Origin of the sequence: Marinobacterium sp. MBR-111 (assembly GCF_040547585.1) — a bacterium.
Classification (GTDB): domain Bacteria; phylum Pseudomonadota; class Gammaproteobacteria; order Pseudomonadales; family Balneatricaceae; genus Marinobacterium; species Marinobacterium iners.
The window spans coordinates 30,106-56,239 of the sequence record NZ_JBEPQA010000002.1 but is presented as its reverse complement, the minus strand read 5'-3'; the positions used below and the strand labels follow the sequence as shown (position 1 = coordinate 56,239).

Genomic DNA, 26,134 nt, shown 5'->3' with positions numbered 1-26,134 from the left:
ATCATGACCACTGGCGTTCTGATGCTTGATATTGAGGGGACTGCACTGAATGCAGTTGAAACCGAACAGATCAAGAGTCCCCAGGTAGGCGGACTGATTCTGTTCAGCCGCAACTATGAAAATCCCGACCAGCTCAAATCACTGATGACATCCATTCGTGCCTTGCGGGCAGACCTGCTGGTGGCGGTTGATCAGGAGGGGGGGCGTGTCCAGCGTTTCCGTGAAGGCTTTACTCGTTTGCCGCCCATGGCTGCCTTGGGCCGTCGCTGGCTACAGAACCCGCATCATGCGATCGCCTGTGCCCATGAACTTGGCTGGTTGATGGCGACAGAGCTTCGCCGGTTTGATATCGATATCAGCTTTGCCCCGGTGCTGGATCTGGACTGGGGTCAGAGCAGTGTTATTGGAGACCGCGCCTTCGGTGCTGATCCTGAGGTGGTTATCCAGCTGGCCGGTGGTGTTATGGCCGGTATGCATGAAGCCGGGATGGCCGCGACCGGCAAGCATTTTCCGGGCCATGGCTGGGTACAGGCCGACTCGCACCTTGAGCTGCCGATTGATGAACGCAGCATGGCCGAAATCGAAGAGCAGGATCTGCGGCCATTTGACGCATTGATCCGACGCGGGCTTGATGGCGTAATGCCGGCACACGTTGTGTACAGTCAGGTTTGCTCGGCTCCGGCGGGCTTTTCCAGTTATTGGCTGCAGCAGGTTCTGCGCCAGCGGTTGCACTTTGATGGTGTGATTTTCAGTGACGATCTTAGTATGGAGGGGGCCAGCCAAGCCGGCAGCTATGCAGAACGCTGTGATCGTGCACTGGCAGCCGGTTGTGACATGGTACTGGTCTGTAATCATCCTGACGGTGCAGGACAGGTTCTGGAACATCTGCAGGCTGGTTCGGTTGCTGCTTCACATCGCCTGGCCAGGATGCGCGCACGCCCTGCGCGGATTCCAGATTCTGATCGGCTGAATGAAAGCCGCCAGTTGGCGGCAGAGTTACTCAAGGAGATCTGATGCTTGAACAGCTGCTGAAACCGCTGCTGGCTCCTCTGTTCAAACAGTGGCCCGTACTGGAGGACTACGGCTGGCAGGTGGCTGCTGCAACAGTTGTGGTTCTGGTCTGGCTGTTAACCATCGTATTCAACTGGGTGATGGGGCGCTTGATTCACCATTTGAGTCAGAAAGCCCCTGCCTGGGATGATTTGCTCTTGAAGTCGATCAGAACACCGCTGCGTATTCTGATTTGGGTCATTGGTGTATCCCTGTTGCTGGAAATTTTCAGCCGAAACGGTCTGCCGGTCAGCACCGAAGTAGGCGGTGACCTGCGTCGACTTGGGGTTATCATTCTCCTGGCCTGGGGAGTGATTCGTTTTATCAAGGCAGGGGAAAAGTACCTGACAACGCCCGTTGCCGGCCGTAAACAGGTGGATCGCACAACCGCCGATGCTGTTGCCAAGCTGCTGCGACTGGTTGTGTTCATTCTTGCTGGGCTAACGGTACTGCAATCTTCAGGTGTCAGTATTTCCGGCATCCTGGCATTTGGCGGTATCGGCGGTATCGCGGTAGGCTTCGCTGCCAAGGATCTACTGGCCAACTTTTTCGGTGGCCTGATGATTTATATGGATCGCCCGTTTCGAGTAGGTGACTGGGTGCGCTCCCCCGATAAGGAGATAGAAGGGACCGTCGAGTACATCGGCTGGCGCCTGACTCGCATCCGGACCTTTGATCAAAGGCCCCTGTACGTCCCAAACGCAACCTTTACCAGCATCTCGGTAGAAAACCCCTCACGGATGCGCAACAGACGTATTTTTGAGCATGTGGGGGTCCGCTATGATGATGCAGACAAGGTCAGGGCAATCATTGATGACGTACGCGAGATGATTCGCAATCATCCGGAAATCGATACGCGTCAGACGATCATTGTTCAGTTGAATCGCTTTGGGCCATCCTCTCTCGACTTTATGGTGTATACCTTCACCAAAACCACACAATGGGTTAAGTATCACGAAATCAAACAGGATGTGATGTTGAAAATAGCGGATATTATTTTCAGTCACGGAGCTGAGTTTGCCTTCCCGACTCAGACCATCCATCTCGCGGCAGGCGAGCCGGAGTTGCCGGAACCTGTATCTCAACGGCCGACCGAAGCGGGGCAGCAGGCATGAGCCGCTTGCAGGAGCGGGAGCAAAAGCGCTGGTTACAGCAGCTTGGCAAACAGGAAAAACGCTGGGTCTGGCTGAGTGTGGCAGCAGGGATTGGTATCGGTCTGATGCTGGTTGTTCAGGCCCACCTGCTGGCCAGAGTTGTCGATGGCACCCTGTTCAGCGGGCAGTCTCTGGCACAACACACGCCATTGCTGTTGATGTTGTTGGCGGCACTGTTGCTGAGAGCTCTGCTGGGTGTTGTAAAGGAGTGGGCTGGACAGCAGGCATCGATTCGGATCAGGCGAAGCCTGCGAGGATTGCTGCTTAATCATATCAATCGGCTGGGACCCGCCTATACGGGTGATCAGCGCAGCGGCGAACTGAGCAGCATTCTGCTTGAGCAGGTTGAAGCGCTGGATGGTTTTTTTGCCCGCTATTTGCCACAAATGGCGTTGGCGGCAATGTTGCCGCTGGTCATACTTGCCTTCATATTCCCGGTAAACTGGGCGGCAGGGCTGATTTTCCTGATTACGGCACCCTTGGTGCCGCTCTTCATGGCGCTGGTCGGAACCCGTGCAGCTGAAGCCAACCGACGTAACTTCGCTGCGCTGTCGCAACTGGGGTCCCACTTTCTTGATGTCGTACAGGGTATCGTTACGCTGAAACTGTTTGATCGCAGTCGAGCCCAGGTGGAGGTGATCGAGGCTGGGGCTGATGAGTTTCGTCAACGTACGATGCAGGTGCTTCGATTGGCATTCTTGTCGTCGGCTGTGCTTGAATTCTTCGCCTCCATATCTATTGCCGTAGTCGCGGTTTATTTGGGTTTCAGCTTTCTTGGCCACCTGGACTTTGGTTACTGGGACTCGCCAGTCAACCTCTACCAGGGGTTGTTTATACTGCTGCTGGCGCCGGAGTTTTACCTTCCTTTACGAGAACTGGGTACGCATTACCACGCGCGACAGGAGGCAGTGGCTGCCGCCGACAAGCTGCGTGAGCTGCTGGAGGCGACACCAAAGGCGATAGCCGGGCAGGGAGCGGGGTTGGATGCAACTGTCCATCAGATCAACCTTGAGGGTGCGGGATTGACTTACCCCGGGCGCCAGACACCGGTATTTACGGGCGTGAATCTGACGCTTCAGCGAGGCCGAATTGTTGCACTGGTGGGCCCAAGTGGTGCGGGCAAGTCATCCCTGCTGCAAGTACTTCTGGGATTTCGTCAACTCAGCGAAGGTCAGGTTAAGGTTAATCAGACACCGCTGGATATGGTAGGCAGTTATGCCTGGCTGGAACAGGTTGCCTGGGTCAGCCAGCACACAACACTGTTTCCGGGCAGTCTGCGCGATAACTTGCTGTTGGCGGCCCCCGAAGCCAGCGAGCATGCTCTGTATTTGGCACTGGAACAAGCCAATGCGCTGGAATTTGTACAGCGCCTTCCTGACGGTCTGGATACGACTGTGGGAGAGCTGGGGAGTGGTTTTTCCGGCGGACAAATTCAGCGCCTGGCGCTGGCGCGAGCCTTTCTTAAGGATGCGCCAGTGTTGTTGCTGGATGAGCCTACTGCAAACCTTGACCGAGACAGTGAGCAACTGGTGCTGGAGTCTCTGCAGACGCTGTGTGCAGGCAGGCTGGTACTGATGCTGACACATCGGCGCTCCTCCATGCTGCGGGCGGATGAGGTATGGCAGCTTGAGAACGGGCAACTGAATCTCTTGAATACAGACGCACCCGAAGCCGGAGGCGCGACATGAAAGAATTGCGTCCATTCGTTGGGCTGATGCGACCACACCTGAACTGGGTCCTGCTTGGTACTTTGCTGGGCCTGGTCACGTTGCTGGCCAGTATTGGTTTGATGACTCTGTCTGGCTGGTTCATTTCGGCAGCGGCTCTGGCTGGCATCAGTGCGGTCACAGCCCAGCAGTTCAACTACTTTACGCCGGGGGCTGGCGTGCGAGGTTTTGCCATCGCCAGAACAGTTGGGCGCTATTTTGAGCGGGTCACAACCCACGAAGCAACCTTTCGTCTGCTGGCCGATCTGCGCAGCTGGTTCTATCGTTGCCTTGAGCCGCTTGGCCCTGCTCGGTTGCAGCAGTTTCGTTCCGCTGACCTTTTGAACCGTCTTATCGCTGATGTAAATGCGCTGGATAACCTGTATCTGCGTGTACTGGCTCCCAGCGTACTTGCGTTACTGGTGTCGGCACTGGTATTGGGTTTTCTGGCACTGTACAGCCCTGGGATAGCGTTGCTGACAGCTGTGGGGTTGTTGCTGGCAGGGGTGATCACGCCACTGCTGGCACACTTGTCAGCACGTCATGTGGGCGAGCAGCAGGTAGTGGCGACCGCTCGCCTGCGTCAACGGCTGATAGGATTGGTACAGGGGCTGGCCGACCTGTACATCTATGGCGGTGTTCAGCGAGCGATTGATGCTACCGCTGCCGAGGAGGCGCGGCTGCAGAAAACCCAGCTGCGCATGGCGCTGCTGACGGGGCTGATGACGGCGCTGATCGTATTTATTGGTGGTACAACTGGCTTGCTGGCTTTGGCCATGGGTATTGAGCGCGTATACGATGGCAGGCTAGAACCTGCTCAGCTGGCTATGGTGCTGTTCTGTGTGTTGGCTGTGTTCGAAGTTGTGGCGCCACTATCTCTGGCATATCAGTATCTTGGCAAGACTCGCCGTGCGGCTGCACGCCTGCAGGAAGTTGCTGCAACCGAGCCGCTGATCCACTATCCGCCAGACGATGAGGCTCCAGTGTCGCAGCCCGGCAGCTTCAGTTTTGATCAGGTATATTTCCATTACAATCGTTCTTCATCAGCGGTACTTGAGAGATTCTCACTGCAGGTATCGGCCGGAGAAAAAATACTGCTGCTGGGACATACCGGCAGCGGCAAGAGTACACTCATCAGCTTGCTGGCTCGATTCCATGATCCGCAACAGGGGCGTGTGTTGTTGGGTGGTCAGCCGGTTGCCTGCTACAGCGAATCAACCCTGAGAGCTCAGATGAGTGTGCTATCACAACCGGTTCAGCTATTTGCCGGTACTGTCGCAGATAACCTTGCCCTGGCCAATGTGAGTGCGGATGAGGCCGATATGGCATCGGTATTGGCAGCTGTGCGACTGGATATGGAATTGGGCGAAGAGCCTCTTGCATACTCGATAGGCGAATCTGGCAGCCGCCTTTCCGGGGGGCAGCGCAAGCGGCTGGCACTGGCAAGGGCGCTATTGCGTGACGCCCCCATCCTGCTGCTTGATGAGCCAACCGAGGGGCTTGATGCCGCAACGGAAGCGGCCGTTGTGGAGAATGTGTTGCGGCTTTACCCCGAGCGAACACTGGTAATGATCAGTCACCATCTGCAAACGGCAGCGTTGTTCGATCGTGTTGTGATAATGGACAAGGGGCAGGTGATTGAGGAGGGATCGCCACAGGCGTTGGCGGCTATCCCCGACAGCCGCTTCCGTCAGCTAAATGCAGTTTGAAAGCCTGTTAAGCCGATTCAGTTACCGACAGGACGAATGATCAAAAGCACGCCCATATGCGGGTGATCAATGTAATGTATCTCGTTGGAGCGCATGCGGCGGGCATCCTGCAGTAGCCATGCAGCAGGGCTATAGCGGTCGCTGCTGTCGGTTTCAGACAGTGTCTGCTGCATCGATCCGTGGCTGCTTAGTTGCAAGCTTGGCTGAGCGTGCAGAAAGCGATTGCGGTAGATGCTGATTGAACCGTCTAGCTCGTAGCCTTCAGTACTGGCTTTGATGCGCACGGGTCGTGCCTGGCTTTTGCTGCCAATGGATTGTAGCCATCCGCTGTGATACAGCACTTTGTACTCGCTGCTGCGGGCCAGACGGCTGGCATCTGCACTCAAACGCAGATCGTTGCGTGGCAGCTCCTCAAAGGCCTGTAGAGGGTAGCCGTCCCAGCTGCGTGGGAATACGGCACCACTGACGTCGGCAGGTGCGATATCCGGCCAATATTCCTCGTTCACACCGATTCCGTTTTGATTGGCAAACACCAGCATTTCGACCTTGTACAGGTTGGCGGCGCTGGCCATTGCCGTCAGGCTTGAAAGGGTTACCAGTGTCAGGGTGCGTTGCAGTAAACCGGGCATAGGATTACTCTTTTTCTTTGGGTGACAGTTGGGTGAGCAGTGACTCGACCGCTTCAAAGCGGGACGCGACCTTTTCCATGGGTTGAGTAAACCGCAATACGCTGGCACCGTCCAGACGGAAGCGCTGAGGTTGGCGCTGAATCATGGTGATCAGTGTCAGTGGATCGATGTTCGGCTCGGCTTCAAACTCGATGCGACCGGCCTTGTCGCCGGCATCAAGCTTGACGATGCCCAGGGCTTCCGCTTTCAGTTTGAGATGCGTCAGTCTCATCAGGTTGCGGGTCGGTTCGGGCAGCAGGCCAAAGCGATCAATCATTTCAACCTGCAGTTCATCAAGTGCGTTGGCATCAGCAGCATTGGCGATGCGTTTGTAGATGATCAGTCGATTATGTACGTCCGGCAGATAGTCATCCGGAATCAGTGCGGGCAGGTGCAGGTTGATCTCGCAGCCATGATGCAGGGGCTTGTCCAGATCAGGAGTCTTGCCCTCGCGGATCGCCTTGATCGCCTGATCCAGCATTTCCATATACAGACCGAAGCCAACGCTTTGCATCTGACCGCTTTGCTCTTCGCCCAGCAGCTCGCCCGCACCGCGGATCTCCAGGTCATGGGTGGCAAGGGTAAAACCGGCTCCAAGGGTGTTGGCCTCGCTGATCGCTTCCAGTCGTTTGATCGCATCCTGTGTTATGGCCCGAACGGGCGGTGTCAACAGATAGGCGTAGGCCTGATGGTGAGAGCGGCCCACACGACCCCGCAGCTGATGCAGCTGGGCCAGGCCGAATTTGTCGGCGCGATCAATGATAATGGTGTTGGCACTGGGTACATCAATGCCGGTTTCAATGATGGTGGTGCAGACCAGTACGTTAAAGCGCTTGTGATAAAAGTCGCTCATGACCTGCTCCAGCTCACGCTCGCGCATCTGACCATGGCCAATGGCCACCCTTGCTTCCGGTACCAGAGCCGTTATCTCCTCGGCAACCTTCTCGATCGTCTTGACCTCGTTGTGGAGGTAGTACACCTGGCCGCCACGCAGCAGCTCACGCAGGATCGCTTCCTTCACCATGGGCGCATCATTCTGGCGCACAAAGGTTTTGACCGACAGGCGGCGGGCTGGCGGGGTGGCAATAATCGACAAATCACGGATACCGGACATGGCCATGTTAAGCGTTCGTGGAATCGGGGTTGCCGTCAGGGTCAGAATATCGACTTCTGAACGCAGCGATTTGAGTCGCTCTTTTTGTTGGACGCCAAAGCGGTGTTCTTCATCAATAATCAACAGTCCCAGATCACTGAAACGGATATCCCCCTGCAGCAGTTTATGCGTGCCGATCAGGATGTCGACCTTGCCCTCGCTGAGTGCGAGAAGAGTGGCCTGTTGTTGTTTGGCGCTTTTGAAGCGCGAAATCAGCTCCACTTCAACGGGCCAATCGGCAAAACGGTCACGGAAGTTTTCAAAATGCTGTTGTGCCAGCAGCGTGGTGGGTACCAGTACGGCGACCTGCTTGCCACTCTGTACCGCGATAAAGGCCGCGCGCATGGCAACCTCAGTCTTGCCGAAGCCGACGTCGCCACACACCAGCCGATCCATGGGCGCCGCAGCGCGCATGTCACCTACCACTGCATTAATGGTATTGGCTTGGTCCGGGGTTTCCTCAAATGGGAAACTGGCTGCAAAGCGCGCATATTCAGCCTCGCTGCAATCAAAACTGAACCCCTTGCGTGCAGCACGGCGTGCATAGATGTCGAGCAGCTCGGCAGCAGAGTCACGAACCTTTTCGGCTGCCTTACGCCGTGCCTTGCTCCACTGCTCTGTCCCCAATCGGTGCAATGGGGCTGATTCGTCGCTGGCACCGGAGTACCGACCGATCAGATGTAGTGAGGATACAGGCACATACAGTTTGGCCTCATCGGCATATTCAAGCACCAGAAATTCGGCAGGCTGTTGATCGACACTAATGGTTTGCATGCCCTGATAGCGGCCAACACCATGATCAAGGTGCACTACCGGTGCACCGATGGTCAGTTCGGACAGGTGGCGAATGGCCTGATCCGAGTCGATCTGCTGTTTTTCACGCCGACGACGTTGAAATACCTGGCGTCCGAATAGCTGTGTCTCTGTGATCAGCTGCAGCTGGCCTGGTATGAACAGTCCACGCTCCAGTGCGAAGGTGGTGATGGCCAGGTTGGGCCTTTGTGAGATGAAATCCGACCAGTTATCACACTCAGCAAGATCAAGTCCGGCCTTGCGTGCATGTTCCAGCAAGGCCTCACGGCGACCGGCTGACTCCGCACAGATCAGGATCGGCGTAGTGTCATGCTCTCGATACGCCTGAAGAGAGGCCAGCGGTGTCTGGCGGTCATCCGTGCTGAAGTCGGGCAGGTCGACACAGGGCAGGTTGTCACGGCCAGGCTTGAGCTCTTCCGCCTCTTCATTGAGACGGATGACGGGGCGTTGTCGGAGAGTGCTGAAAAGCTCTTCAGCTGAAAGAAACAGCTCTTCAGGGGAAAGTATCGGGCGCTGCAGGTCACCTCGGCGTTCATCGTGGCGTTGGCGTACATCATGGTAGAAATGCTCGGCTGCCGAGTTGAGTTGTCGGTCATGAAGAATCAGGGTGTTTTCGGGCAGATAGTCAAACAGGGTTGCTGACTGTTCGAAAAAGAGTGGGGCGTAGTATTCGATACCCGGCGGCGTCAGTCCGCTGGATACATCCTGGTATATGGGGCAGCGGGTGTGATCCACATCAAAGCGTTCACGCCAGCGCTGCTTGAAGCGGGTGATGGCATCTTGATGAAACGGGAACTCTTTTGCAGGCAACAGTCTTACCCGATCCACCTTGTCGATGGAGCGTTGGCTTTCCGGGTCAAATGTTCGGATGGTGTCAATTTCATCATCGAACAGGTCGATGCGCAGCGGCAACTCAGATCCCATGGGATACAGGTCGATAATTGCGCCGCGGATGGCAAATTCACCATGCTCATAGACAGTATCTACGGCAGTGTAGCCGGCGTCCGTGAAGCGTTGGCGCAAGGCGATGCTGTCGAGTTTCTGTCCAGGCTCAAGAAACAGAGCGCTGGCGGTAATGAAGCTCAGTGGGGGAAGGCGGTGCATCAGTGTGCTGATCGGCAGAATAAGTACACCGTGTTTCTGTTCGGGGAGTTGATGCAATGTCTGGATGCGTGTGGAAATAATGTCCTGATGCGGTGAAAAACTGTCATAGGGCAGAATCTCCCAGTCGGGCAGCAAGCGCACTGGCAGTTGGTCACAACTGTAGAACCTGACCTCATTCTGCAGCCGCTCCGCGCTTTCCATATCTTGACAGATCAGCAGCATCAAGCCGTTATGACGGCAAGCGATCTGCTGTGTCAACAGGCCGGTGGCACTGCCCTGTACCTGACCCAGACGGCGGATGTCACCGGGGCCCTTGGGTAATGGAAAGTTGAATTCGACCGCCAATGCTGTCTCTCCCTTCAGGTTGTAAAGGCGAGCAGTTTAACCGTTGAAACTGCAAAACGCAGCCTCACGACAGCAAGGGGACCAAAGTCTAGCCTTGTCAGGTTTGCCCCGACCGTGTGAAAAGAGGATAATGCGCGCACCCAAATTGAGCGTTGACAATTTCGGAGTTACCCCGTGAGCCAAGAACTGATTTTTGCAGACTGGAAAGCCCGTGAAGCGATCGCGGAAGCGATGGTGCCGCTGGTGGGTCGTCTGTATCGTGACCGAAACGTAGAGATCTCTGTCTATGGTCGTCTGATCGTCAAGCGGTCTGTGATCAATATTCTCAAGGCACATCGTTTTGTGCGCCAGCTGGAAGCTGAAGAGCTGTCCGTAGTGGATACCTTCCCGGTACTGGAAGCCGTGGCCGAAATGGATGTGACCAATGCTCACATCGATATTGGCAAACTGGCGGTAAAATTCCGCAACGAAGGTAATGGCCGCACCCTGCAGGCCTTCCTTGCTGATGAACTGGCCGACGCTTCTACCGAGCCGGCTGAAGCGCACGAATCGACCGATGTTGTATTGTACGGCTTTGGCCGTATCGGTCGCCTGTTGGCGCGTCTGATGCTGGATCGTGCTGGCGGTGGCCATTCCCTGCGCCTGCGTGCCATTGTTGTACGCAAGGGTAACGCCGATAACGATCTTGAGAAACGTGCCAGTCTTCTGCGTCGTGACTCGGTTCACGGCTCCTTCAAGGGCACCATCCAGATCGATGAAGAAAGCAATGCGATCATCGCTAACGGTAATTACATTAAGGTGATTTTTGCCAATGGTCCGGACCAGGTTGACTATACCCAGTACGGCATCAAGAACGCGCTGGTGATCGACAACACCGGCAAGTGGCGCGATGAGGCAGGCTTGTCACTGCACCTGCAGTCCAAGGGTGTCGCGCGTGCGCTGTTGACGGCGCCGGGCAAGGGCGTCAAGAACATTGTTATGGGTGTTAACCATAACGATATCAATGATGATGACCGTGTTCTGTCCGCTGCCTCCTGTACCACAAACGCTATCGTGCCGGTACTGAAAGCGGTTAACGATCAGTTTGGTGTCGTGAATGGACATGTTGAAACTGTGCATTCCTACACCAATGACCAGAACCTGATCGACAACTACCACAAGGGTGATCGCCGTGGTCGTGCGGCTGCGCTGAACATGGTTCTGACCGAGACCGGTGCTGCCAAAGCCGTTGCCAAGGCGCTGCCGGAGCTGGAAGGCAAGTTGACCGGTAATGCGATCCGCGTGCCGACGCCGAACGTGTCAATGGCGATCCTGAACCTGAACCTGGAAAAGCCCACCGACAAGGAAGAGTTGAATGCCTTCCTGCGCGATGCGGCACTGCACTCTGATCTGCAAAAGCAGATCGACTACAGCAACTCGCCGGAAGCGGTTTCCAGCGACTTTGTAGGATCGCGTGCGGCGGGTGTGGTTGATGCTCTTGCCACCATCGTGGATGGTAATCGTTGCGTACTGTACGTATGGTATGACAACGAATTTGGTTACAGCTGTCAGGTAGTTCGCATGGCACAGCATCTGGCCAAGTGCACTTTGCAGGCGTTCCCGAAAAACAGCAAGTAAGTATCTGTTTGCCTGTACTGTTGAAAAGGGCTGCCCGTATTGGGTGGCCTTTTTTTGTTTCTGAAATCATATATTCTTAAATAGAATATATGTATTCCTATACGGTCTATTTGTATATACCTTTTTATTACTCTGTTCCAGCTCAGGAAATCAGTGGCTTGTAGAAAAACGACAAGGGTGTCGGTTATACTTGTGCGGATTTTTAGGTGGGAATCCTGCGTCTGTTTCCCGGCACGGAAGGCTGGTTTTATTTTGGCTGACCGCGTTTGGGCGGGGGCGTGATCTCCTGAATATTTTTGATAGTTGGGTGAGACGAATGATCAAGATCAATAAGGGTCTGGATCTACCGATTGCAGGTGCGCCCGAGCAGACCATCAGTGATGGTCCCGCTGTACGCACTGTGGCTCTCCTTGGCCAGGATTATGTCGGCATGAAGCCGTCAATGAAGGTCAAAGAGGGTGACCGGGTGAAACTCGGTCAGGTGATCTTTACCGATAAAAAAACAGAAGGGGTCCAGTACACGGCTCCGGGAGCAGGGGTGGTCCGCGCGATCAACCGTGGCGAGCGTCGTGTACTGCAGTCCGTGGTCATCGAATTGGACGAGCAGGAAGAAGCGGTTGAATTTACTCGCTATGCTGCCGCCGAACTGGGTAATCTGACCCAAGAGCAGATTGAAGAAAACCTGCAGGCGTCCGGGCTCTGGACTGCGCTGCGGACTCGTCCCTTCAGTCGCGTGCCACAGGTCGGTACCACGCCTCACTCCATCTTCGTTACCGCGATCGATACCAATCCGTTGGCAGCCAGTCCTGAGCTGATCATCAATGAACAGGCTGACGCATTTACCAACGGCCTCAAGCTGCTGACCTGTCTCAGCGGTGGCAAGGTGTATCTCTGCAAGGCTGCCGGCGCCAACGTGCCGACAGCGGATGGTGTTGATGTGGCCGAGTTCGCAGGCAAGCATCCTGCTGGAAATGCCGGTACACATATACACTTCCTGGACCCGGTGTCGCAGCAGAAAACAGTCTGGACCATCGGTTATCAGGACGTGATCGCATTTGGACGCCTGTTTACTGAAGGTCGTCTGCCGGTCGAGCGTGTTGTTGCGTTGGCAGGTCCTCAGGTTGAGAAGCCGCAGCTTGTGCGCACTCGTATTGGGGCTTCTACCGAGGAATTGATCGCCGGTCGGTTACTGCCAGGCAAAAACCGTGTTATCAGCGGCTCTGTCTGGAACGGCCGTGCAGCACTGGGACCTCATGCCTTTTTGAGCCGTTATGCCAATCAGGTGAGCGTGCTGCTGGAAGGTGACAAGCGCGAGTTTATGGGCTGGATCGCCCCTGGCAGCAATAAGTACTCTGTCTTGAACATGTTTGCGTCCGTGCTTTCACCGGGCAAGAAATTCAACTTCACCACAACGACAAATGGATCCGAGCGGGCGATGATCCCCGTAGGTCAGTTTGAAACGTTGATGCCGCTGGATATCCTGCCGACTCAGTTGCTGCGTGCACTGGTGACCGGCGATATCGTGACCGCGATGCAGCTCGGTTGTCTTGAGCTGGATGAAGAGGACCTCGCACTGTGCACGTTTGCGTGCCCTGGTAAGTACGAGTACGGTCCGATTCTTCGCGACAACCTGACGCGCATCGAGAAAGAGGCGTAAGAGAGGCTGGTCATGAGTTTAAGAACCGTTCTGGATAAAATGGAGCCGCATTTCCATAAAGGCGGCAAATACGAAAACTGGTACGCCCTGTATGAAGCAGTGGATACCATTTTCTATACACCCGGCCAGGTCACCAAAAACGCCGCTCATGTACGTGATGGTGTTGACCTGAAGCGCATCATGATTCTGGTGTGGCTTTGTACTTTCCCGGCGATCTTCTTCGGGATGTACAACATAGGCCTGCAGGCCAATACCGCCATGGCGGATTTGGGCCTGACCGAGTCTACCGGCTGGCGTGGTGCGCTGGCTGCATCACTGACCGGGTTCAGCCCGGACAGCGTGTGGGACAACATCATTCACGGTGCTGTCTACTGGCTACCGATTTATGCAGTGACATTTATTGTTGGTGGCTTCTGGGAAGTGCTGTTTGCCATGAAGCGCGGGCATGAAGTGAACGAAGGCTTCTTCGTGACCTCCATCCTGTTCTCACTGATTCTGCCGCCGACCATCCCGCTGTGGCAGGTTGCACTGGGTATCAGCTTCGGTGTGGTGATCGGTAAGGAAGTATTCGGCGGTACCGGCAAAAACTTCCTCAACCCGGCGTTGACCGGTCGTGCATTCCTCTTCTTTGCCTATCCGGCGCAGATGTCAGGTGATGCGATCTGGACCGCTGTTGACGGCTTCTCTGGAGCAACCCCGCTGGGTCTGGCTGCCATGGGCGGCGTTGAAGCGATTCTGGCTGCGAACGTAACCTGGTTCGATGCTTTCATCGGTACCATTCAAGGCTCGGTGGGTGAAACTTCCACTCTGGCGATTCTAATCGGTGGTGCGGTTATCCTGTTTGCCCGGATTGCGGCTTGGCGAATCGTTGCGGGCGTATTCCTTGGCATGGTGGCCACGTCCACGCTGTTCAACCTGATCGGCTCCGATACCAACCCGATGTTCAACATGCCGTTCTATTGGCACTTGGTTCTGGGTGGCTTCGCTTTCGGTATGATTTTCATGGCGACCGACCCCGTGTCTGCATCCATGACCAACACCGGCAAGTGGTTCTTCGGCGCGCTGATCGGTGTGATGGTAGTGCTGATCCGTGTGGCCAACCCGGCGTTCCCGGAAGGTATGATGCTGGCCATTCTGTTTGCCAACCTGTTTGCACCGCTGATCGACAACTTCGTTGTCCAGGCGAACATTAAGCGGAGGATGAAGCGTAATGTCGGCTAATAACGATACTATGGGTAAAACCCTGCTGGTCACCATCCTGCTGTGTGTTATCTGCTCGGTAGTGGTGTCGGCGGCGGCGGTAATCCTCAAGCCCAAGCAGGTTGCCAACAAAGAACTGGACCGCAAGAGCAACATTCTTGCTGCGGCCGGTATCAGTGATCCTGCCAAGAGCGTTGACGAGCTGTTCCAGCAAATCACGACCAAATATGTTGATCTGGAAACCGGCAAGTTCGTTGATGTTGCGTCCAGTTATGACGAAACCAAGGCTGCAAAGGATCCTGCGCAGAACATTCGTCTGAGCCGTGATGAAGATCAGGCCGGTATCAAGACCATTGCGCGTGTGCAACCGGTCTACCTGGTTGAAAGTGCCAACGGCGCTGTCGAGAAGGTAGTCCTGCCGGTTCATGGCAAGGGTCTTTGGTCCACCCTTTACGGATTCCTGGCGCTGGAAGGCGATCTGAACACCGTGGTAGGACTTGGCTTCTACTCGCACGCCGAGACCCCGGGGCTGGGTGGCGAAGTCGACAATCCTGCCTGGAAAGCGCTATGGCCGGGTAAGGAAGTCTACGGTGAAGACAAGATGGATCCGAAAATCCAGCTGATCAAGGGCAGTGTTGACGCTTCTACAGCCGATGCCGAGCACAAGATCGACGGTCTGTCTGGGGCTACGCTGACCGGCAACGGTGTCACCAACCTGGTTCAGTTCTGGATGGGCGAGAATGGCTACGCGCCGTTCCTGAACAACCTGCGTGCAGGGGAGGCTTAATCCATGTCCAAGACTAAAGACGTTCTGGTAACGCCAATTTTCAAGAACAACCCGATCGCTCTGCAGATTCTGGGTGTATGTTCTGCGCTGGCGGTTACCTCCAACATGGCGACGGCGCTGGTCATGACCCTGGCGGTTATGGTGGTAACGGCGTTCTCGAACTTTTTCGTATCGCTGATCCGTAACCACATTCCGGGCAGTATCCGCATCATCGTGCAGATGACCATTATTGCCTCGCTGGTAATCGTAGTAGACCAGTTCCTGAAGGCCTTTGCTTACGAGATCTCCAAGCAGCTGTCGGTATTCGTTGGTCTGATTATCACCAACTGTATCGTGATGGGTCGCGCTGAAGCCTATGCGATGAAAAATCCGCCGATCCCGAGCTTTCTGGACGGTCTCGGCAACGGTATGGGCTACGGTGTGGTGCTGCTGTTCGTCGGTTTCTTCCGTGAGCTGTTCGGCTCAGGCTCGTTGTTCGGTATTGAAATCCTGCCGTTGGTCAACAACGGGGGCTGGTATCAGGGCAACGGTCTGCTATTGCTGCCACCGAGCGCATTCTTCCTGATCGGCATGTTCATCTGGATCATCCGTACCTGGAAGCCGGAGCAGGTTGAAAAGCCGGAGTACGAAATGGCTCCGAACACCAAGAAGGAGGCTGCGTAAATCATGGAACAGCTGATCAGCCTTGCTGTTAAGGCGATTTTCGTTGAAAACATGGCCTTGGCCTTCTTCCTCGGGATGTGTACCTTCCTGGCGATTTCGAAGAAGGTACAGACCGCCATTGGTCTGGGTATTGCCGTTATTGTGGTGCTGGTCATCACTGTGCCGGTGAACAACCTGATCTATAACCACCTGCTGCGTGAGGGTGCACTGGCGTGGGCCGGTTATCCTGAAGTGGACCTGAGCTTCCTGGGCTTCATCTCCTACATTGGCGTAATTGCCGCGATTGTGCAGATTCTGGAGATGTTCCTGGACAAGTTTGTACCGGCCCTCTACAACGCGCTGGGCGTATTCCTGCCGCTGATTACCGTGAACTGCGCCATCATGGGTGCTGCTTTGTTCATGGTTGAGCGTGACTACACCTTCGGTGAGAGTGTCGTCTACGGCGCTGGCGCCGGTATCGGCTGGGCGCTGGCCATCGCTGCGCTGGCAGGTATCCGTGAAAAGCTGAAGTACAGCGATGTGCCGCACGGTTTACGTGGTCTGGGTATAACCTTCATTACCGTGGGTCTGATGTCTCTCGGCTTCATGTCCTTCTCCGGCGTACAGCTGTAACCGGTTGGCATGAATAGCGAAAAGGATGGGATGAACCGATGAATACAGAAGTCATCATTCTCGGTGTAGTGATGTTCACGGCGGTGGTGCTTGCACTCGTAGCCGTAATCCTCGCTGCCCGAGCCAAGATGGTCAGCTCCGGCAATGTGACCATCGAGATCAACGACGATCCGGAAAAATCGATCACTGTTCCTGCAGGTGGCAAGCTGCTGCAAACTCTGGCTGACAAGGGGATTTTCCTTGCGTCTGCCTGTGGTGGTGGCGGTACCTGCGCGCAGTGCAAATGTCAGGTGCTGGATGGTGGTGGCTCCATGCTGCCGACCGAAGAATCCCACTTCACCCTGCGTGAGGGCAAGGAAGGCTGGCGTTTGTCCTGCCAGGTAGCCGTTAAGCAGGATATGAAGGTCCACGTGGAAGATGATGTCTTCGGCGTGAAGAAGTGGGAGTGCACTGTTGAATCCAACCCGAACGTGGCAACCTTCATCAAAGAGCTTACTCTGCGTCTGCCTGAAGGTGAGAACGTGGATTTCCGCGCCGGTGGTTACGTACAGTTGGAAGCACCGCCGCATGAAGTGCACTACAAGGATTTCGATATCCAGGAAGAGTTCCGCGGCGACTGGGACAAGTTCGATATGTGGCAGTTTGTCTCCAAGGTGGATGAGCCGGTTATCCGTGCCTATTCAATGGCAAACTACCCGGAAGAGCGTGGACTGGTTAAGTTCAATATTCGTATTGCCTCGCCGCCTCCGGGCAGCCAGGGCATTCCGCCGGGGCAGATGTCTTCTTACGTCTTCAGCCTGAAGCCGGGGGACACCATTACTGTTTACGGACCCTTCGGTGAGTTCTTCGCCAAGGAAACCGATAATGAGATGGTCTTCATCGGTGGTGGTGCTGGCATGGCACCAATGCGCTCACACATCTTTGATCAGCTCAAGCGTCTTAACTCTACGCGCAAGATCTCCTTCTGGTACGGTGCTCGATCCGTACGTGAGGCTTTCTATGTGGAAGAGTTCGACAAGCTGGCTGAAGAGAATGAGAACTTTACCTGGCATCTGGCCCTGTCCGATCCTCTGCCGGAGGATAACTGGACCGGCTATACGGGCTTCATCCATAACGTGCTGTATGAACACTATCTGAAGGAGCATGAGGCCCCTGAGGATTGCGAATACTACATGTGCGGACCGCCAATGATGAATGCATCCGTTATCAAGATGCTTGAAGATATGGGTGTCGAGCCTGAGAATATCCTGCTGGACGACTTTGGTGGCTGATATTGATGGCTAATCAGATACGTCTGACAAAATGGCTGGCAGCTTCGCTGCTGGCCGTTTTTGTTTTGGGGCTGCTGGGGTGTGACAGTCGCCCCCGAGAGCGCATTGTTTCCTTTGACGGTTTAACGATGGGAACCAGCTTTAGTGTGAAGTGGGTTGCCGAGGATGACACCCGGGTTGCCTCGATTCGTGCCAAGGCCGGTGCTTTGCTGGCTGAAGTCAATCGTCAAATGTCGACCTACATTGACGACTCGGAGCTGTCGAAACTCAATAGTGTTGAGCCTGGTTATGCTCAGACTATTCCTGCCGAGCTGATGTTTGTACTGCAGGAGTCGCAACGGATCAGTGAGTGGACCGACGGTGCGTTTGATGTAACCGTAGGCCCGCTTGTGAACCTCTGGGGGTTTGGGCCGGATGGCCGGATAATACATGCACCGACGGACGAGCAGATTGAACATTTGCGGGAGCGGATTGGGTACCGGTTTGTTGAGCTGATACCTGCAACCCGACAGGTTCGGCGTCTCGGTGAGCAGTACATTGACCTTTCAGCAATCGCCAAGGGCTATGGTGTAGACGCACTGGCCAATCTGCTGGAGCAAGAAGGAGTTGATCGCTACCTGGTTGAAATTGGAGGTGAATTGCGAGCAGAGGGGCTTAAACCGGACGGTTCAGCCTGGAAACTTGCGATCGAGGCGCCTGTGGCCGGCGCTGAGCGTGTGGCTCAGACGATTATAAGTCTTGAAAGTGATGCGGTCGCGACGTCAGGCGATTATCGTAATTACTTTGAAGAAAATGGTGTACGTTACTCCCATACCATTGATCCCCGCACCGCGCGTCCCATCACTCACCGCCTGGCTTCGGTAACGGTGATCAGGCCCACCTGTGCAGAAGCAGACGCACTTGCCACTGCACTCATGGTGATGGGAGAGGAACAGGGGTACAATTTTGCTATCGAACATAATGTGAAGGCCTTTTTCATAAGCAAGGGTGCTGAGGGGTTTATAACCCGCGCCACGCCTGATTTTGAGGCCTATCTGAACTGATAATGCTCGGAGGTATGTAATGGAAACCATGATTCTGACCTTCGCTGCGCTGCTGTTGATCATCACAGCCATGTCTGTGGGGGTGTTGATGGGGCGTAAGCCAATTACCGGTTCCTGCGGCGGCATGAGTGCCGTTGGCATGGATACCGTATGTGACATCTGTGGCGGTGATCCGAACAAGTGTGATGAAGAGCAGGAGCGCCAACAGGGCAATGTTGGTGGTGATCTTGCCTATGAGGTTAAATCTAAAAGCTAATTGGTTGTTGCCGGCAGTATCTCTATGCTGGTCAACAACCAAGGGCGGAGTAGTTGGCTCCGATCTCGTTTTCTACTAAGGGGAAAGTAATGGCTGTGTATGACTATGATGTCGTTGTGATTGGCTCCGGTCCGGCTGGCGAAGGCGCTGCGATCAATGCTGCCAAGCAGGGCCGCCGTGTTGCCATAGTCGAAGAACAGAATACCGTGGGCGGGAACTGTACTCACAAGGGCACGATTCCCTCCAAGGCATTGCGACACTCGGTCAAGCAGATCATTGAGTTCAACACTAACCCCATGTTCCGTGATATCGGCGAGCCACGCTGGTTTTCTTTTCCCAAGGTGCTAAAGCGTGCTGAGAAGGTAATCTCCAATCAGGTTATGCTGCGGACCAATTTCTACGCCCGCAACCGGGTTGATGTGTTTTTCGGCCGTGCTCACTTCCAGAAGCCTGGTGAGATTGAGGTAGCGGGAGAGCATAATTCGAAGGAAACCTTGCGCAGCCGTAATTTTGTGATCGCAACCGGCTCCAGTCCCTGGTGCCCACCGGATATCGATTTCGCGCATCCGCGTATTTATAACTCCGATACCATTCTCAAGCTGAGTCACACACCGCGTACGCTGGTGATTTTTGGCGCCGGCGTCATAGGCTGTGAATACGCGTCCATTTTCAGTGGTCTTGGGGTTAAGGTTGACCTGATTGATATGCGTGATCGACTGCTTTCATTCCTTGATGATGAAATCTCCGATGCGTTGAGCTATCACCTGCGCAACAACGCTGTAAAAATTCGTCATAACGAAGACTACAAATCGGTTACCGGCGATGCGCATGGTGTCACCATCGAATTGCAATCCGGTAAGAAGATACGTGCCGATGCGTTTCTCTGGTGCAATGGCCGCAGTGGCAATACGGCGGGTCTGGGGCTCGACAAGATTGGACTTGAAGCCAACAGCCGGGGTCAGTTGGCAGTCGATGAACACTATCGCACCGAGGCCGATGGGGTGTATGCGGTCGGTGATGTGATCGGTTGGCCGAGCCTGGCATCGGCTGCCCTGGATCAGGGGCGGTCTGCATCGGCTGACATGTTGTCAGCGGATGATTTCCGCTATATCAATGATGTCCCGACCGGCATCTATACCATCCCGGAGATCAGCTCCATCGGCAAAACAGAAGAGGAGCTGACAGCGGAATGTGTGCCCTATGAAGTTGGGCAGGCGTTCTTCAAGGACACGGCACGTGCCCAGATTTCCGGTGAACCTGTAGGCATGCTGAAGGTGCTCTTCCATCGTGAAACGTTTCAGATTCTTGGTATCCACTGTTTTGGCGATCAGGCTTCGGAGATCATTCACATTGGCCAGGCGATCATGAGCCAGTCGGGTGAGGCGAATACACTGAAATATTTCATCAACACAACCTTCAACTATCCGACCATGGCAGAAGCCTACCGTGTTGCTGCTATTTCCGGGCTCAACAGGGTTGCGAACCTTTAAGCAACCGACTCTGGTGTGTTGGATTTTTCAGCCGGGCCTAGCCCGGCTGTTTCATTTCTGCTTTGGAGGCAGATAGATACCATCTTCGTAATAACGCCCCTTCACCTTGAGACGCTTTTCAATCCAACGGTTATAGTACTTCCACAGCAGAAAACCGGGTGTCATCAGTGCCATGATGGCGACCATAAGTCCGGCGCCTGCATGTGACGCAGGAAACAGGCCGCTTATCCAGTCCAATATGCCCAGTGAACGCCCAATCACGAACCATGCAATCAGACCGGCAAAACCGGCTCCCATGGCCAGCAGGTAGAGTTTTGGATGAGGCGTAGGTGTGGGGACATTATTCATGCTCATTCCTGATAGGGCTCGTTCTGACGTTGTCGAGCCTGTGCTTCAAGAATCAGGCGGACAAGCTGGGTGCGGCAGTTTTCAGGCATATGCAGGAACTCTGCAGCAACTTCGAAGTCTTCGGCCTGGGCCTCGGAACGAATCACACGAGCATAGAGCATCATGCCAAGCCTTGACTCGGTGAATACCAGTTTAAGGGCCAGTGCCTGTCCCGGCTCCAGTGACTGCTGAGACAAAAAATTGATGCCGCCTTCACTTAGGTTGATGAACTGGGGTTCCCCCTGGTCCAGCTTCAGGCTGTCGGCAGTCAGTGCTTGTGCAATCAGCTCTATCTTTCTGTTAAGGGACTGGAGGTAGGCGCTCAGGGGAGCAGAGCTCTCACTGATCCGGTGCAGATAATGGCTACATTCGGCATCGATTGCGTGCAATTGTGCCTGCAATGAAAAATAGGCAGATACCTCAAATTGGAACGGCTGATTTGAATGAGCCACATCCTCGTCACTGACACATTTGTGTTCAATGATGACCGGATGATCGATCCGATAGTATTGACGCCTTTCAGACACGTTAATACTCCTGCGGTTAGTGATAGAATCGCGTAACATTCAGTATAACCAACATAGTGTCGCTGCTGTTAGAGCTGCGGCCACAACAGTGATTGAAACCGGCCACATGTACAGACCTTTGTCGCTTTTTGTCGGACTGCGCTATACCGCAGCCAGACGCGGGAATCATTTCATCTCCTTCATTTCACTTGTATCGATGCTCGGGCTGATGCTGGGCGTGGCGGCGCTCATTCTGGTGCTCTCTGTCATGAATGGATTTGACCGCGAGCTTCGTCAGCGCATTCTCGGCATGGTGCCGCATGCCACGCTTGGGGCCTATGGAGATGAAGGTCTTGATGGCTGGCAAGAGCTGGCCACGGAAATTCGTCTCGAGCCAGGAGTAGCTGGTGTAGCGCCGTTTGTCCAGGCCCAGGGCATGTTGACCAGTTATGGTCGAGTACAGGGCGTGCAGGTCAATGGCATCGACCCACGGGTTGAGAATGAAGTGTCGATAATCAGCGATCATATGCAGCAGGGTGAGACCGGGTTACTGCAGGCGGGGGAGTACAACATCGTGTTGGGCGAGTTGCTTGCCAGGTTTCTTGGTGTCAGTGTGGGTGACAAGGTGACACTGGTGTTGCCCGAAGCTTCGGTCAGTGTGGCAGGTGTGGTTCCCCGCATGAAACGTTTTACGGTGGCGGGCCTGTTCTCGGTGGGTGCCGAACTGGATGCCAATCTGGCGTATATCCATATCGACGATGCCGCCAGACTCAAGCGAATGCAGCCGGGGCGGGTGGATGGACTCCGGCTTAAACTGGACGATCTGTTCAAGGCACCTGAGCTTGCCAGAAGGGTAGCAATGGCGCAGGAACGGCCGTTTTATGTCAGCGACTGGACCCGTACCCACGGCAACCTGTTTCAGGCCATTCAGATGGAAAAGCGCATGATTGCGCTGCTGTTGCTTTTGATTGTGTTTGTGGCTGCGTTCAATATTGTGTCCACACTGGTGATGGTAGTCACAGACAAGCGTTCGGATATTGCGATTTTGCGCACCATGGGCGCAACTCCTGCCAGTATCCTGCGGATTTTTATGGTGCAGGGCGTTTTGATCGGCTTCATTGGAACGGCACTCGGCGTTGGGCTTGGGGTCACATTGGCACTGACCGTGACTGACCTGGTGGCTTGGGTTGAGCGCATGCTGGGAATCCAGTTTCTGTCATCCGAGGTCTATTTTATCAGTTACCTGCCCTCTGAGCTGGTGTGGTCGGATGTTGGGCTTATTACCTCTGCCGCTCTCCTGATTAGCTTTGTCGCCACGCTTTATCCAGCCTGGAGAGCATCACGAACCCAGCCCGCGGAGGCCCTGCGTTATGAGTGAGCCAGTGCTCAGCTGTCGTAATATCAACAAGCGTTATGAAGAAGCGGGTAATACAGTCGAAGTGTTGCACGACATCAGTCTGACCGTGGCTGTGGGAGAGCGCGTTGCCATAGTGGGTAGTTCGGGCAGCGGCAAAAGTACCCTATTGAATATCCTCGGCGGGCTGGATACGCCGGATAGTGGTGAAGTTGAAGTGGCAGGTCAGGCGTTGTACTCGATTTCCGAAACGCAACGATGTCGTTTGCGTAACCAGTCGCTTGGGTTTGTGTATCAGTTTCATCACTTGCTGCATGAGTTTACGGCACTGGAAAATGTGGCAATGCCACTTCTAATCGGAGATATGAACTCCAAACAGGCGATCGAACGTGCCGAGCAGTCACTGGTGCGGGTTGGTCTTGGGCACAGGCTTGCGCACAAGCCAGCCCAGCTCAGTGGCGGGGAGCGTCAACGTGTGGCTATTGCCAGAGCATTGGTGATGGAGCCGGCCTGTGTCTTGATGGATGAGCCTACCGGTAACCTGGACCGACATACGGCGGCTGATGTTCAACACTACTTGGATGAGCTTAATCAGACGCTTGATACGGCATTTGTTATTGTGACACATGACATGCAACTGGCTGAAAGAATGGGGCGCGTGTATGAGCTGGTGGATGGGCGTTTTGACGCCTGAAGCCTTGCTCAGCTATTGTCCTTTGGTCGGCGGCTGCGTGACAGTATGCGACGGCGCCAGCTCTTGTTGACATGCCAGATCCAGAAACGGTTTATCAGAAAGTAACCGATCAGGCCGCTGAGAACCCCGCATATGATGGAGCCCACTAAAAGGGGCCACCAGATGGATGTAAGCTCGGTCTGAAGGGTCTGCAGGTTCCAGCTGTGCTCACTGGCAATGCCGCGTTCAATGCCCAGCACCCAAACGCCGAGACGGTAGGAAAGGTAAAAGATGGGCGGCATTGTCAGAGGATTGGTAATAAACACCAGCCCGACTGATATCGGCAGATTGCTGGAGACTAGCACGGCGATCAGTGCCGCGACCAGCATCTGCCCTGGTATGGGCAGGAATGCACAGAAAAGCCCCACCAAAAAGGCACGCGCAACGGACTTGCGTGTGAGGTGCCAGAGGTTGGGGTCATGCAGATGACGGCCGAGCCAACCCAAGTGACGGTGGTTGCGCAGCTTGTGTTCGTCGGGCATGAATTTTCGGATCAGCTTTCGAGGCATGAGAAACAGTCGCGGCCAGAGTCTGAAAGTGGCCACATTATGACGCCTGTGCTCTGCCAAGCCAACTCGGAGATCAAGGATGATCGCGTATATCGGCGGAATTCTTACAGTAGCACTGTTGCCGTCACTGACCTATGCCGCATTGTTGGCTCTGTTGCTGCTACTATTGCGCTTCAAGCGGCTTCGCCAATCGCTTCTGTTTTATCTCCTTGGTGTGGCTGTTGCTGCTATTTGGGGTGCATGGCAGTTGCATCATCGTTTGCCATCTAGCCCTCAAGCGCAGGATCTGCAGATTACCGGTCGAGTGGACAGTCTGGTTCAGCGCGATGACCAGCGGCAGGTATTTGAGCTTGCCGTCCTGACTGTAGAGTCGGATTTACCCACTCATCAACGGCTGCGACGCATTCGGCTCAGTGTTTACCATACTGATATCCGTTTTGGCTTTGGTGATGAGATCAAGGCCATAATACGTCTTCGTGCTCCAAGGGGACTACACAACCCCGAAGCAAGGGATACTGAACGCTACTACCTTGCTTCGGGCCTTGACGCTCGCGGGTATATCCGCACGCTTGTGAAGCATGAACCTGCAGAATCTTTCGGTGTGGGTGTGGTGCGTATGAGAGTCAAAAACTGGCTGCACGAGCAATTTGAACCACAGGCAGCAAACACCTTAAGTGCATTGATCATTGGTGATCGCACAGGGCTGGATGATCAGCACTGGGAATGGCTGCGCCGTACCGGAACTGCACATTTGCTGGTCGTCAGTGGTTTGCATATTGCCGTAATGGCAACGCTGGGCTGGCTGTTTGGACGGCTGATCGCGGTGCCCCTGCAGTTGTGCGGTTGGATGGGGTGCAGTCGCTGGCTGCCAACCGCTGCTGCCTTGCTGCTGGCGACTCTGTATGCGGCACTGGCAGGCTGGGGATTACCAGTACAGCGCGCGTGGCTAATGCTTGTGGTGTTTCTGCTGGGTAACTGGCAATTGTTGAGCCTGTCAGGCTGGCAGCGCCTAAAGCTTTCGTTGCTGGTGATAGTATCCGTACAGCCGCTGGCGATATTGGAGCCGGGGCTGTGGCTTTCCTTTGGCGCGGTGGCACTGATTCTCTGGCAGCTGCAGCAACGCCGGCAGCAGCCGCTCTCCTGTGTCTGGTTACGCTTGCCCGGAGAGTGGTGGCGATTACAGCTGACACTGTTTGCTGGCATGTCTCTGGTTATGGTTATGAACTTCAATCAGCTCAGTCCGGCGGGGATTGTGATGAATCTCATTGCCGTGCCTTGGATCTCGGCCACGATCTGGGCGCTGCCGGTTCTGCTTCTGTTAGTGCTTCAGTGGCCTGATGCCGCGACGCTGTTGAACTGGAACCTTGAGATGATTTGGGGAGTGCTGCAATGGGCTGCCCAGATTCCAGGTCTTTTGTTGCAGGTCGGTCGCCCGAGTCTGATGTTACTGGTGCTGGCCATTTTGGGTTCAGCAATCATATTACTGCCGCTTCCGTTTCGAATACGGGCCATCGCACTGCTGCCCTGTTTGCCGTTGCTTGTTCTGCCGGTGTCTCAACCATCAAGAGGGCATTTCAATGCCTGGGTTTTTGATGTTGGCCAAGGGCAGGCAATCCTGATTGAAACGGCAGAGGGCCACCTTCTCTACGACACCGGTCCCGGATTTGGTAATGGACGTTCAGCCTTTGCATATACAGTGGAGCCCTATCTTCGCAGCCAGGCTCGCTCTGAACTTGAGTGGGTGGTAGTCAGTCACGCAGATGCGGATCACAGCGGAGGTTTTGCAGCGTTGCGGCAGGGATATGCAATCGGTACGTTGCTGGGAGGTGAAGAGCTTCCCAATGTACAGGTGCAGGAGTGTCGCAGCGGCAGCTGGCAAATAGGGGACATCTCGTTCACCTTGCTGGATCCCTTCGGCGACTATGCAGACCTCAGCAGCAATGATCGCTCCTGTGTATTGAGGGTCAGCAATGGGCGCTGTTCACTGCTGCTGACCGGTGATCTGAGTCAGAGTGGTGAATATCGCCTGCTGTCGTCAGGGCTGGTTGAACCGGTTACCTGGCTGGTAGCGGGGCATCATGGCAGTCGTGATTCCACTGCAGGGGCGTTATTGGATTACGCCATGCCAGAACATGTTGTGATCAGTGCCGGATATGGCAATCGCTTCGGTCATCCGCATGCGGATGTCATTGAACGCATCGAGAACCGCGAAATCCCCTGGAGCAGTACTGCCAGGCAGGGTGCGCTGCTGCTGAAAGCTGACAGTGACAGCTGTAGCGTGATCTCGCACAGAGAACTTAAAAAGCGTTACTGGACAGCTGGTTAACGCCTACTCCTGCCTATGGGG

Annotated in this window: 22 protein-coding genes; 17 read left to right on the top strand and 5 right to left on the bottom strand. The window is 54.9% G+C overall.

Annotation, left to right across the window (positions count from 1 at the left end; all coding sequences use genetic code 11):
• Positions 1–3: 3 nt before the first annotated feature.
• The 4 genes from nagZ to cydC are packed head-to-tail and all read left to right on the top strand — an operon-like array spanning position 4 to position 5,619.
• Entirely contained in the window at positions 4–1,014 is a 1,011-nt protein-coding gene (gene nagZ, locus ABIE61_RS01885) for a beta-N-acetylhexosaminidase (protein ID WP_354406239.1), read from the top strand.
• Complete coding sequence (locus ABIE61_RS01880) at positions 1,014–2,165, top strand: mechanosensitive ion channel family protein (protein WP_354406237.1); 1,152 nt, start codon at positions 1,014–1,016, stop codon at positions 2,163–2,165. The genes nagZ and ABIE61_RS01880 overlap by 1 nt, the downstream gene beginning before the upstream one ends.
• Positions 2,162–3,892: a thiol reductant ABC exporter subunit CydD gene (cydD, locus tag ABIE61_RS01875; protein WP_354406235.1), complete on the top strand. Its 1,731-nt coding sequence runs from the start codon at positions 2,162–2,164 to the stop codon at positions 3,890–3,892. The genes ABIE61_RS01880 and cydD overlap by 4 nt, the downstream gene beginning before the upstream one ends.
• Positions 3,889–5,619, top strand: coding sequence for a thiol reductant ABC exporter subunit CydC (cydC, locus tag ABIE61_RS01870; protein WP_354406233.1), 1,731 nt, complete (start codon positions 3,889–3,891; stop codon positions 5,617–5,619). Before cydD ends, cydC begins: the two co-directional genes overlap by 4 nt.
• Before the next feature lie 17 nt (positions 5,620–5,636).
• Here the strand turns inward: cydC and ABIE61_RS01865 are convergent, their stop codons facing one another.
• A complete protein-coding gene (locus ABIE61_RS01865) occupies positions 5,637–6,248 on the bottom strand; it encodes a peptidoglycan binding protein CsiV (RefSeq protein WP_091824390.1) in 612 nt (203 codons plus the stop codon).
• A 4-nt stretch (positions 6,249–6,252) separates the two neighbouring features.
• Complete coding sequence (gene mfd, locus ABIE61_RS01860) at positions 6,253–9,702, bottom strand: transcription-repair coupling factor (protein ID WP_354406231.1); 3,450 nt, start codon at positions 9,700–9,702, stop codon at positions 6,253–6,255.
• A 174-nt stretch (positions 9,703–9,876) separates the two neighbouring features.
• Between mfd and ABIE61_RS01855 the strand changes: the two genes are divergently transcribed.
• The 10 genes from ABIE61_RS01855 (at position 9,877) to sthA (ending at position 20,298) form a co-directional block, all read left to right on the top strand.
• Complete coding sequence (locus tag ABIE61_RS01855; protein WP_354406229.1) at positions 9,877–11,319, top strand: glyceraldehyde-3-phosphate dehydrogenase; 1,443 nt, start codon at positions 9,877–9,879, stop codon at positions 11,317–11,319.
• Positions 11,320–11,635: 316 nt separating this feature from the next.
• Positions 11,636–12,976, top strand: a complete 1,341-nt coding sequence (locus ABIE61_RS01850; protein ID WP_354406227.1) for a Na(+)-translocating NADH-quinone reductase subunit A — start codon at positions 11,636–11,638, stop codon at positions 12,974–12,976.
• 12 nt (positions 12,977–12,988) lie between these two features.
• A complete protein-coding gene (locus ABIE61_RS01845) occupies positions 12,989–14,197 on the top strand; it encodes an NADH:ubiquinone reductase (Na(+)-transporting) subunit B (protein WP_091824376.1) in 1,209 nt (402 codons plus the stop codon).
• On the top strand, positions 14,187–14,963 hold the full coding sequence (locus ABIE61_RS01840; RefSeq protein ID WP_091824373.1) for a Na(+)-translocating NADH-quinone reductase subunit C: 777 nt from the start codon (positions 14,187–14,189) through the stop codon (positions 14,961–14,963). Before ABIE61_RS01845 ends, ABIE61_RS01840 begins: the two co-directional genes overlap by 11 nt.
• A gap of 3 nt (positions 14,964–14,966) precedes the next feature.
• Entirely contained in the window at positions 14,967–15,626 is a 660-nt protein-coding gene (locus tag ABIE61_RS01835) for an NADH:ubiquinone reductase (Na(+)-transporting) subunit D (RefSeq protein WP_091824370.1), read from the top strand.
• Positions 15,627–15,629: 3 nt separating this feature from the next.
• Positions 15,630–16,238 carry an NADH:ubiquinone reductase (Na(+)-transporting) subunit E gene (gene nqrE / locus ABIE61_RS01830; protein WP_091824368.1) on the top strand — a complete coding sequence of 203 codons (609 nt, stop codon included), beginning with the start codon at positions 15,630–15,632 and terminating at the stop codon, positions 16,236–16,238.
• A 38-nt stretch (positions 16,239–16,276) separates the two neighbouring features.
• A complete protein-coding gene (nqrF, locus tag ABIE61_RS01825; protein ID WP_091824365.1) occupies positions 16,277–17,509 on the top strand; it encodes an NADH:ubiquinone reductase (Na(+)-transporting) subunit F in 1,233 nt (410 codons plus the stop codon).
• Positions 17,510–17,514: 5 nt separating this feature from the next.
• A complete protein-coding gene (locus ABIE61_RS01820; protein ID WP_354406224.1) occupies positions 17,515–18,552 on the top strand; it encodes an FAD:protein FMN transferase in 1,038 nt (345 codons plus the stop codon).
• Positions 18,553–18,571: 19 nt separating this feature from the next.
• Positions 18,572–18,808, top strand: coding sequence for a (Na+)-NQR maturation NqrM (gene nqrM / locus ABIE61_RS01815; RefSeq protein ID WP_091824362.1), 237 nt, complete (start codon positions 18,572–18,574; stop codon positions 18,806–18,808).
• Between the two features lie 89 nt (positions 18,809–18,897).
• The gene (sthA, locus tag ABIE61_RS01810) at positions 18,898–20,298 is read left to right on the top strand and encodes a Si-specific NAD(P)(+) transhydrogenase (RefSeq protein WP_091824360.1); all 1,401 of its coding nucleotides are present in this window, start codon (positions 18,898–18,900) and stop codon (positions 20,296–20,298) included.
• A gap of 51 nt (positions 20,299–20,349) precedes the next feature.
• On the opposite strand, the gene ABIE61_RS01805 is transcribed toward sthA, so the two are convergent.
• Both ABIE61_RS01805 and ABIE61_RS01800 read right to left on the bottom strand, forming a co-directional pair.
• Positions 20,350–20,646 (bottom strand): hypothetical protein, encoded by a 297-nt coding sequence (locus tag ABIE61_RS01805; RefSeq protein ID WP_354406222.1) that lies wholly within the window; start codon positions 20,644–20,646, stop codon positions 20,350–20,352.
• A 2-nt stretch (positions 20,647–20,648) separates the two neighbouring features.
• Positions 20,649–21,212, bottom strand: coding sequence for a PilZ domain-containing protein (locus ABIE61_RS01800; protein ID WP_354406221.1), 564 nt, complete (start codon positions 21,210–21,212; stop codon positions 20,649–20,651).
• A gap of 106 nt (positions 21,213–21,318) precedes the next feature.
• On the opposite strand from ABIE61_RS01800, the gene ABIE61_RS01795 reads away from it, so the two are divergent.
• On the top strand, positions 21,319–22,569 hold the full coding sequence (locus tag ABIE61_RS01795) for a lipoprotein-releasing ABC transporter permease subunit (RefSeq protein ID WP_091824352.1): 1,251 nt from the start codon (positions 21,319–21,321) through the stop codon (positions 22,567–22,569).
• Entirely contained in the window at positions 22,562–23,239 is a 678-nt protein-coding gene (gene lolD / locus ABIE61_RS01790; protein WP_091824349.1) for a lipoprotein-releasing ABC transporter ATP-binding protein LolD, read from the top strand. The genes ABIE61_RS01795 and lolD overlap by 8 nt, the downstream gene beginning before the upstream one ends.
• 8 nt (positions 23,240–23,247) lie before the next feature.
• Here the strand turns inward: lolD and ABIE61_RS01785 are convergent, their stop codons facing one another.
• Entirely contained in the window at positions 23,248–23,823 is a 576-nt protein-coding gene (locus ABIE61_RS01785) for a DUF2062 domain-containing protein (RefSeq protein ID WP_354406218.1), read from the bottom strand.
• A gap of 43 nt (positions 23,824–23,866) precedes the next feature.
• Between ABIE61_RS01785 and ABIE61_RS01780 the strand changes: the two genes are divergently transcribed.
• Entirely contained in the window at positions 23,867–26,113 is a 2,247-nt protein-coding gene (locus tag ABIE61_RS01780) for a DNA internalization-related competence protein ComEC/Rec2 (protein WP_354406217.1), read from the top strand.
• Positions 26,114–26,134 lie beyond the last annotated feature (21 nt).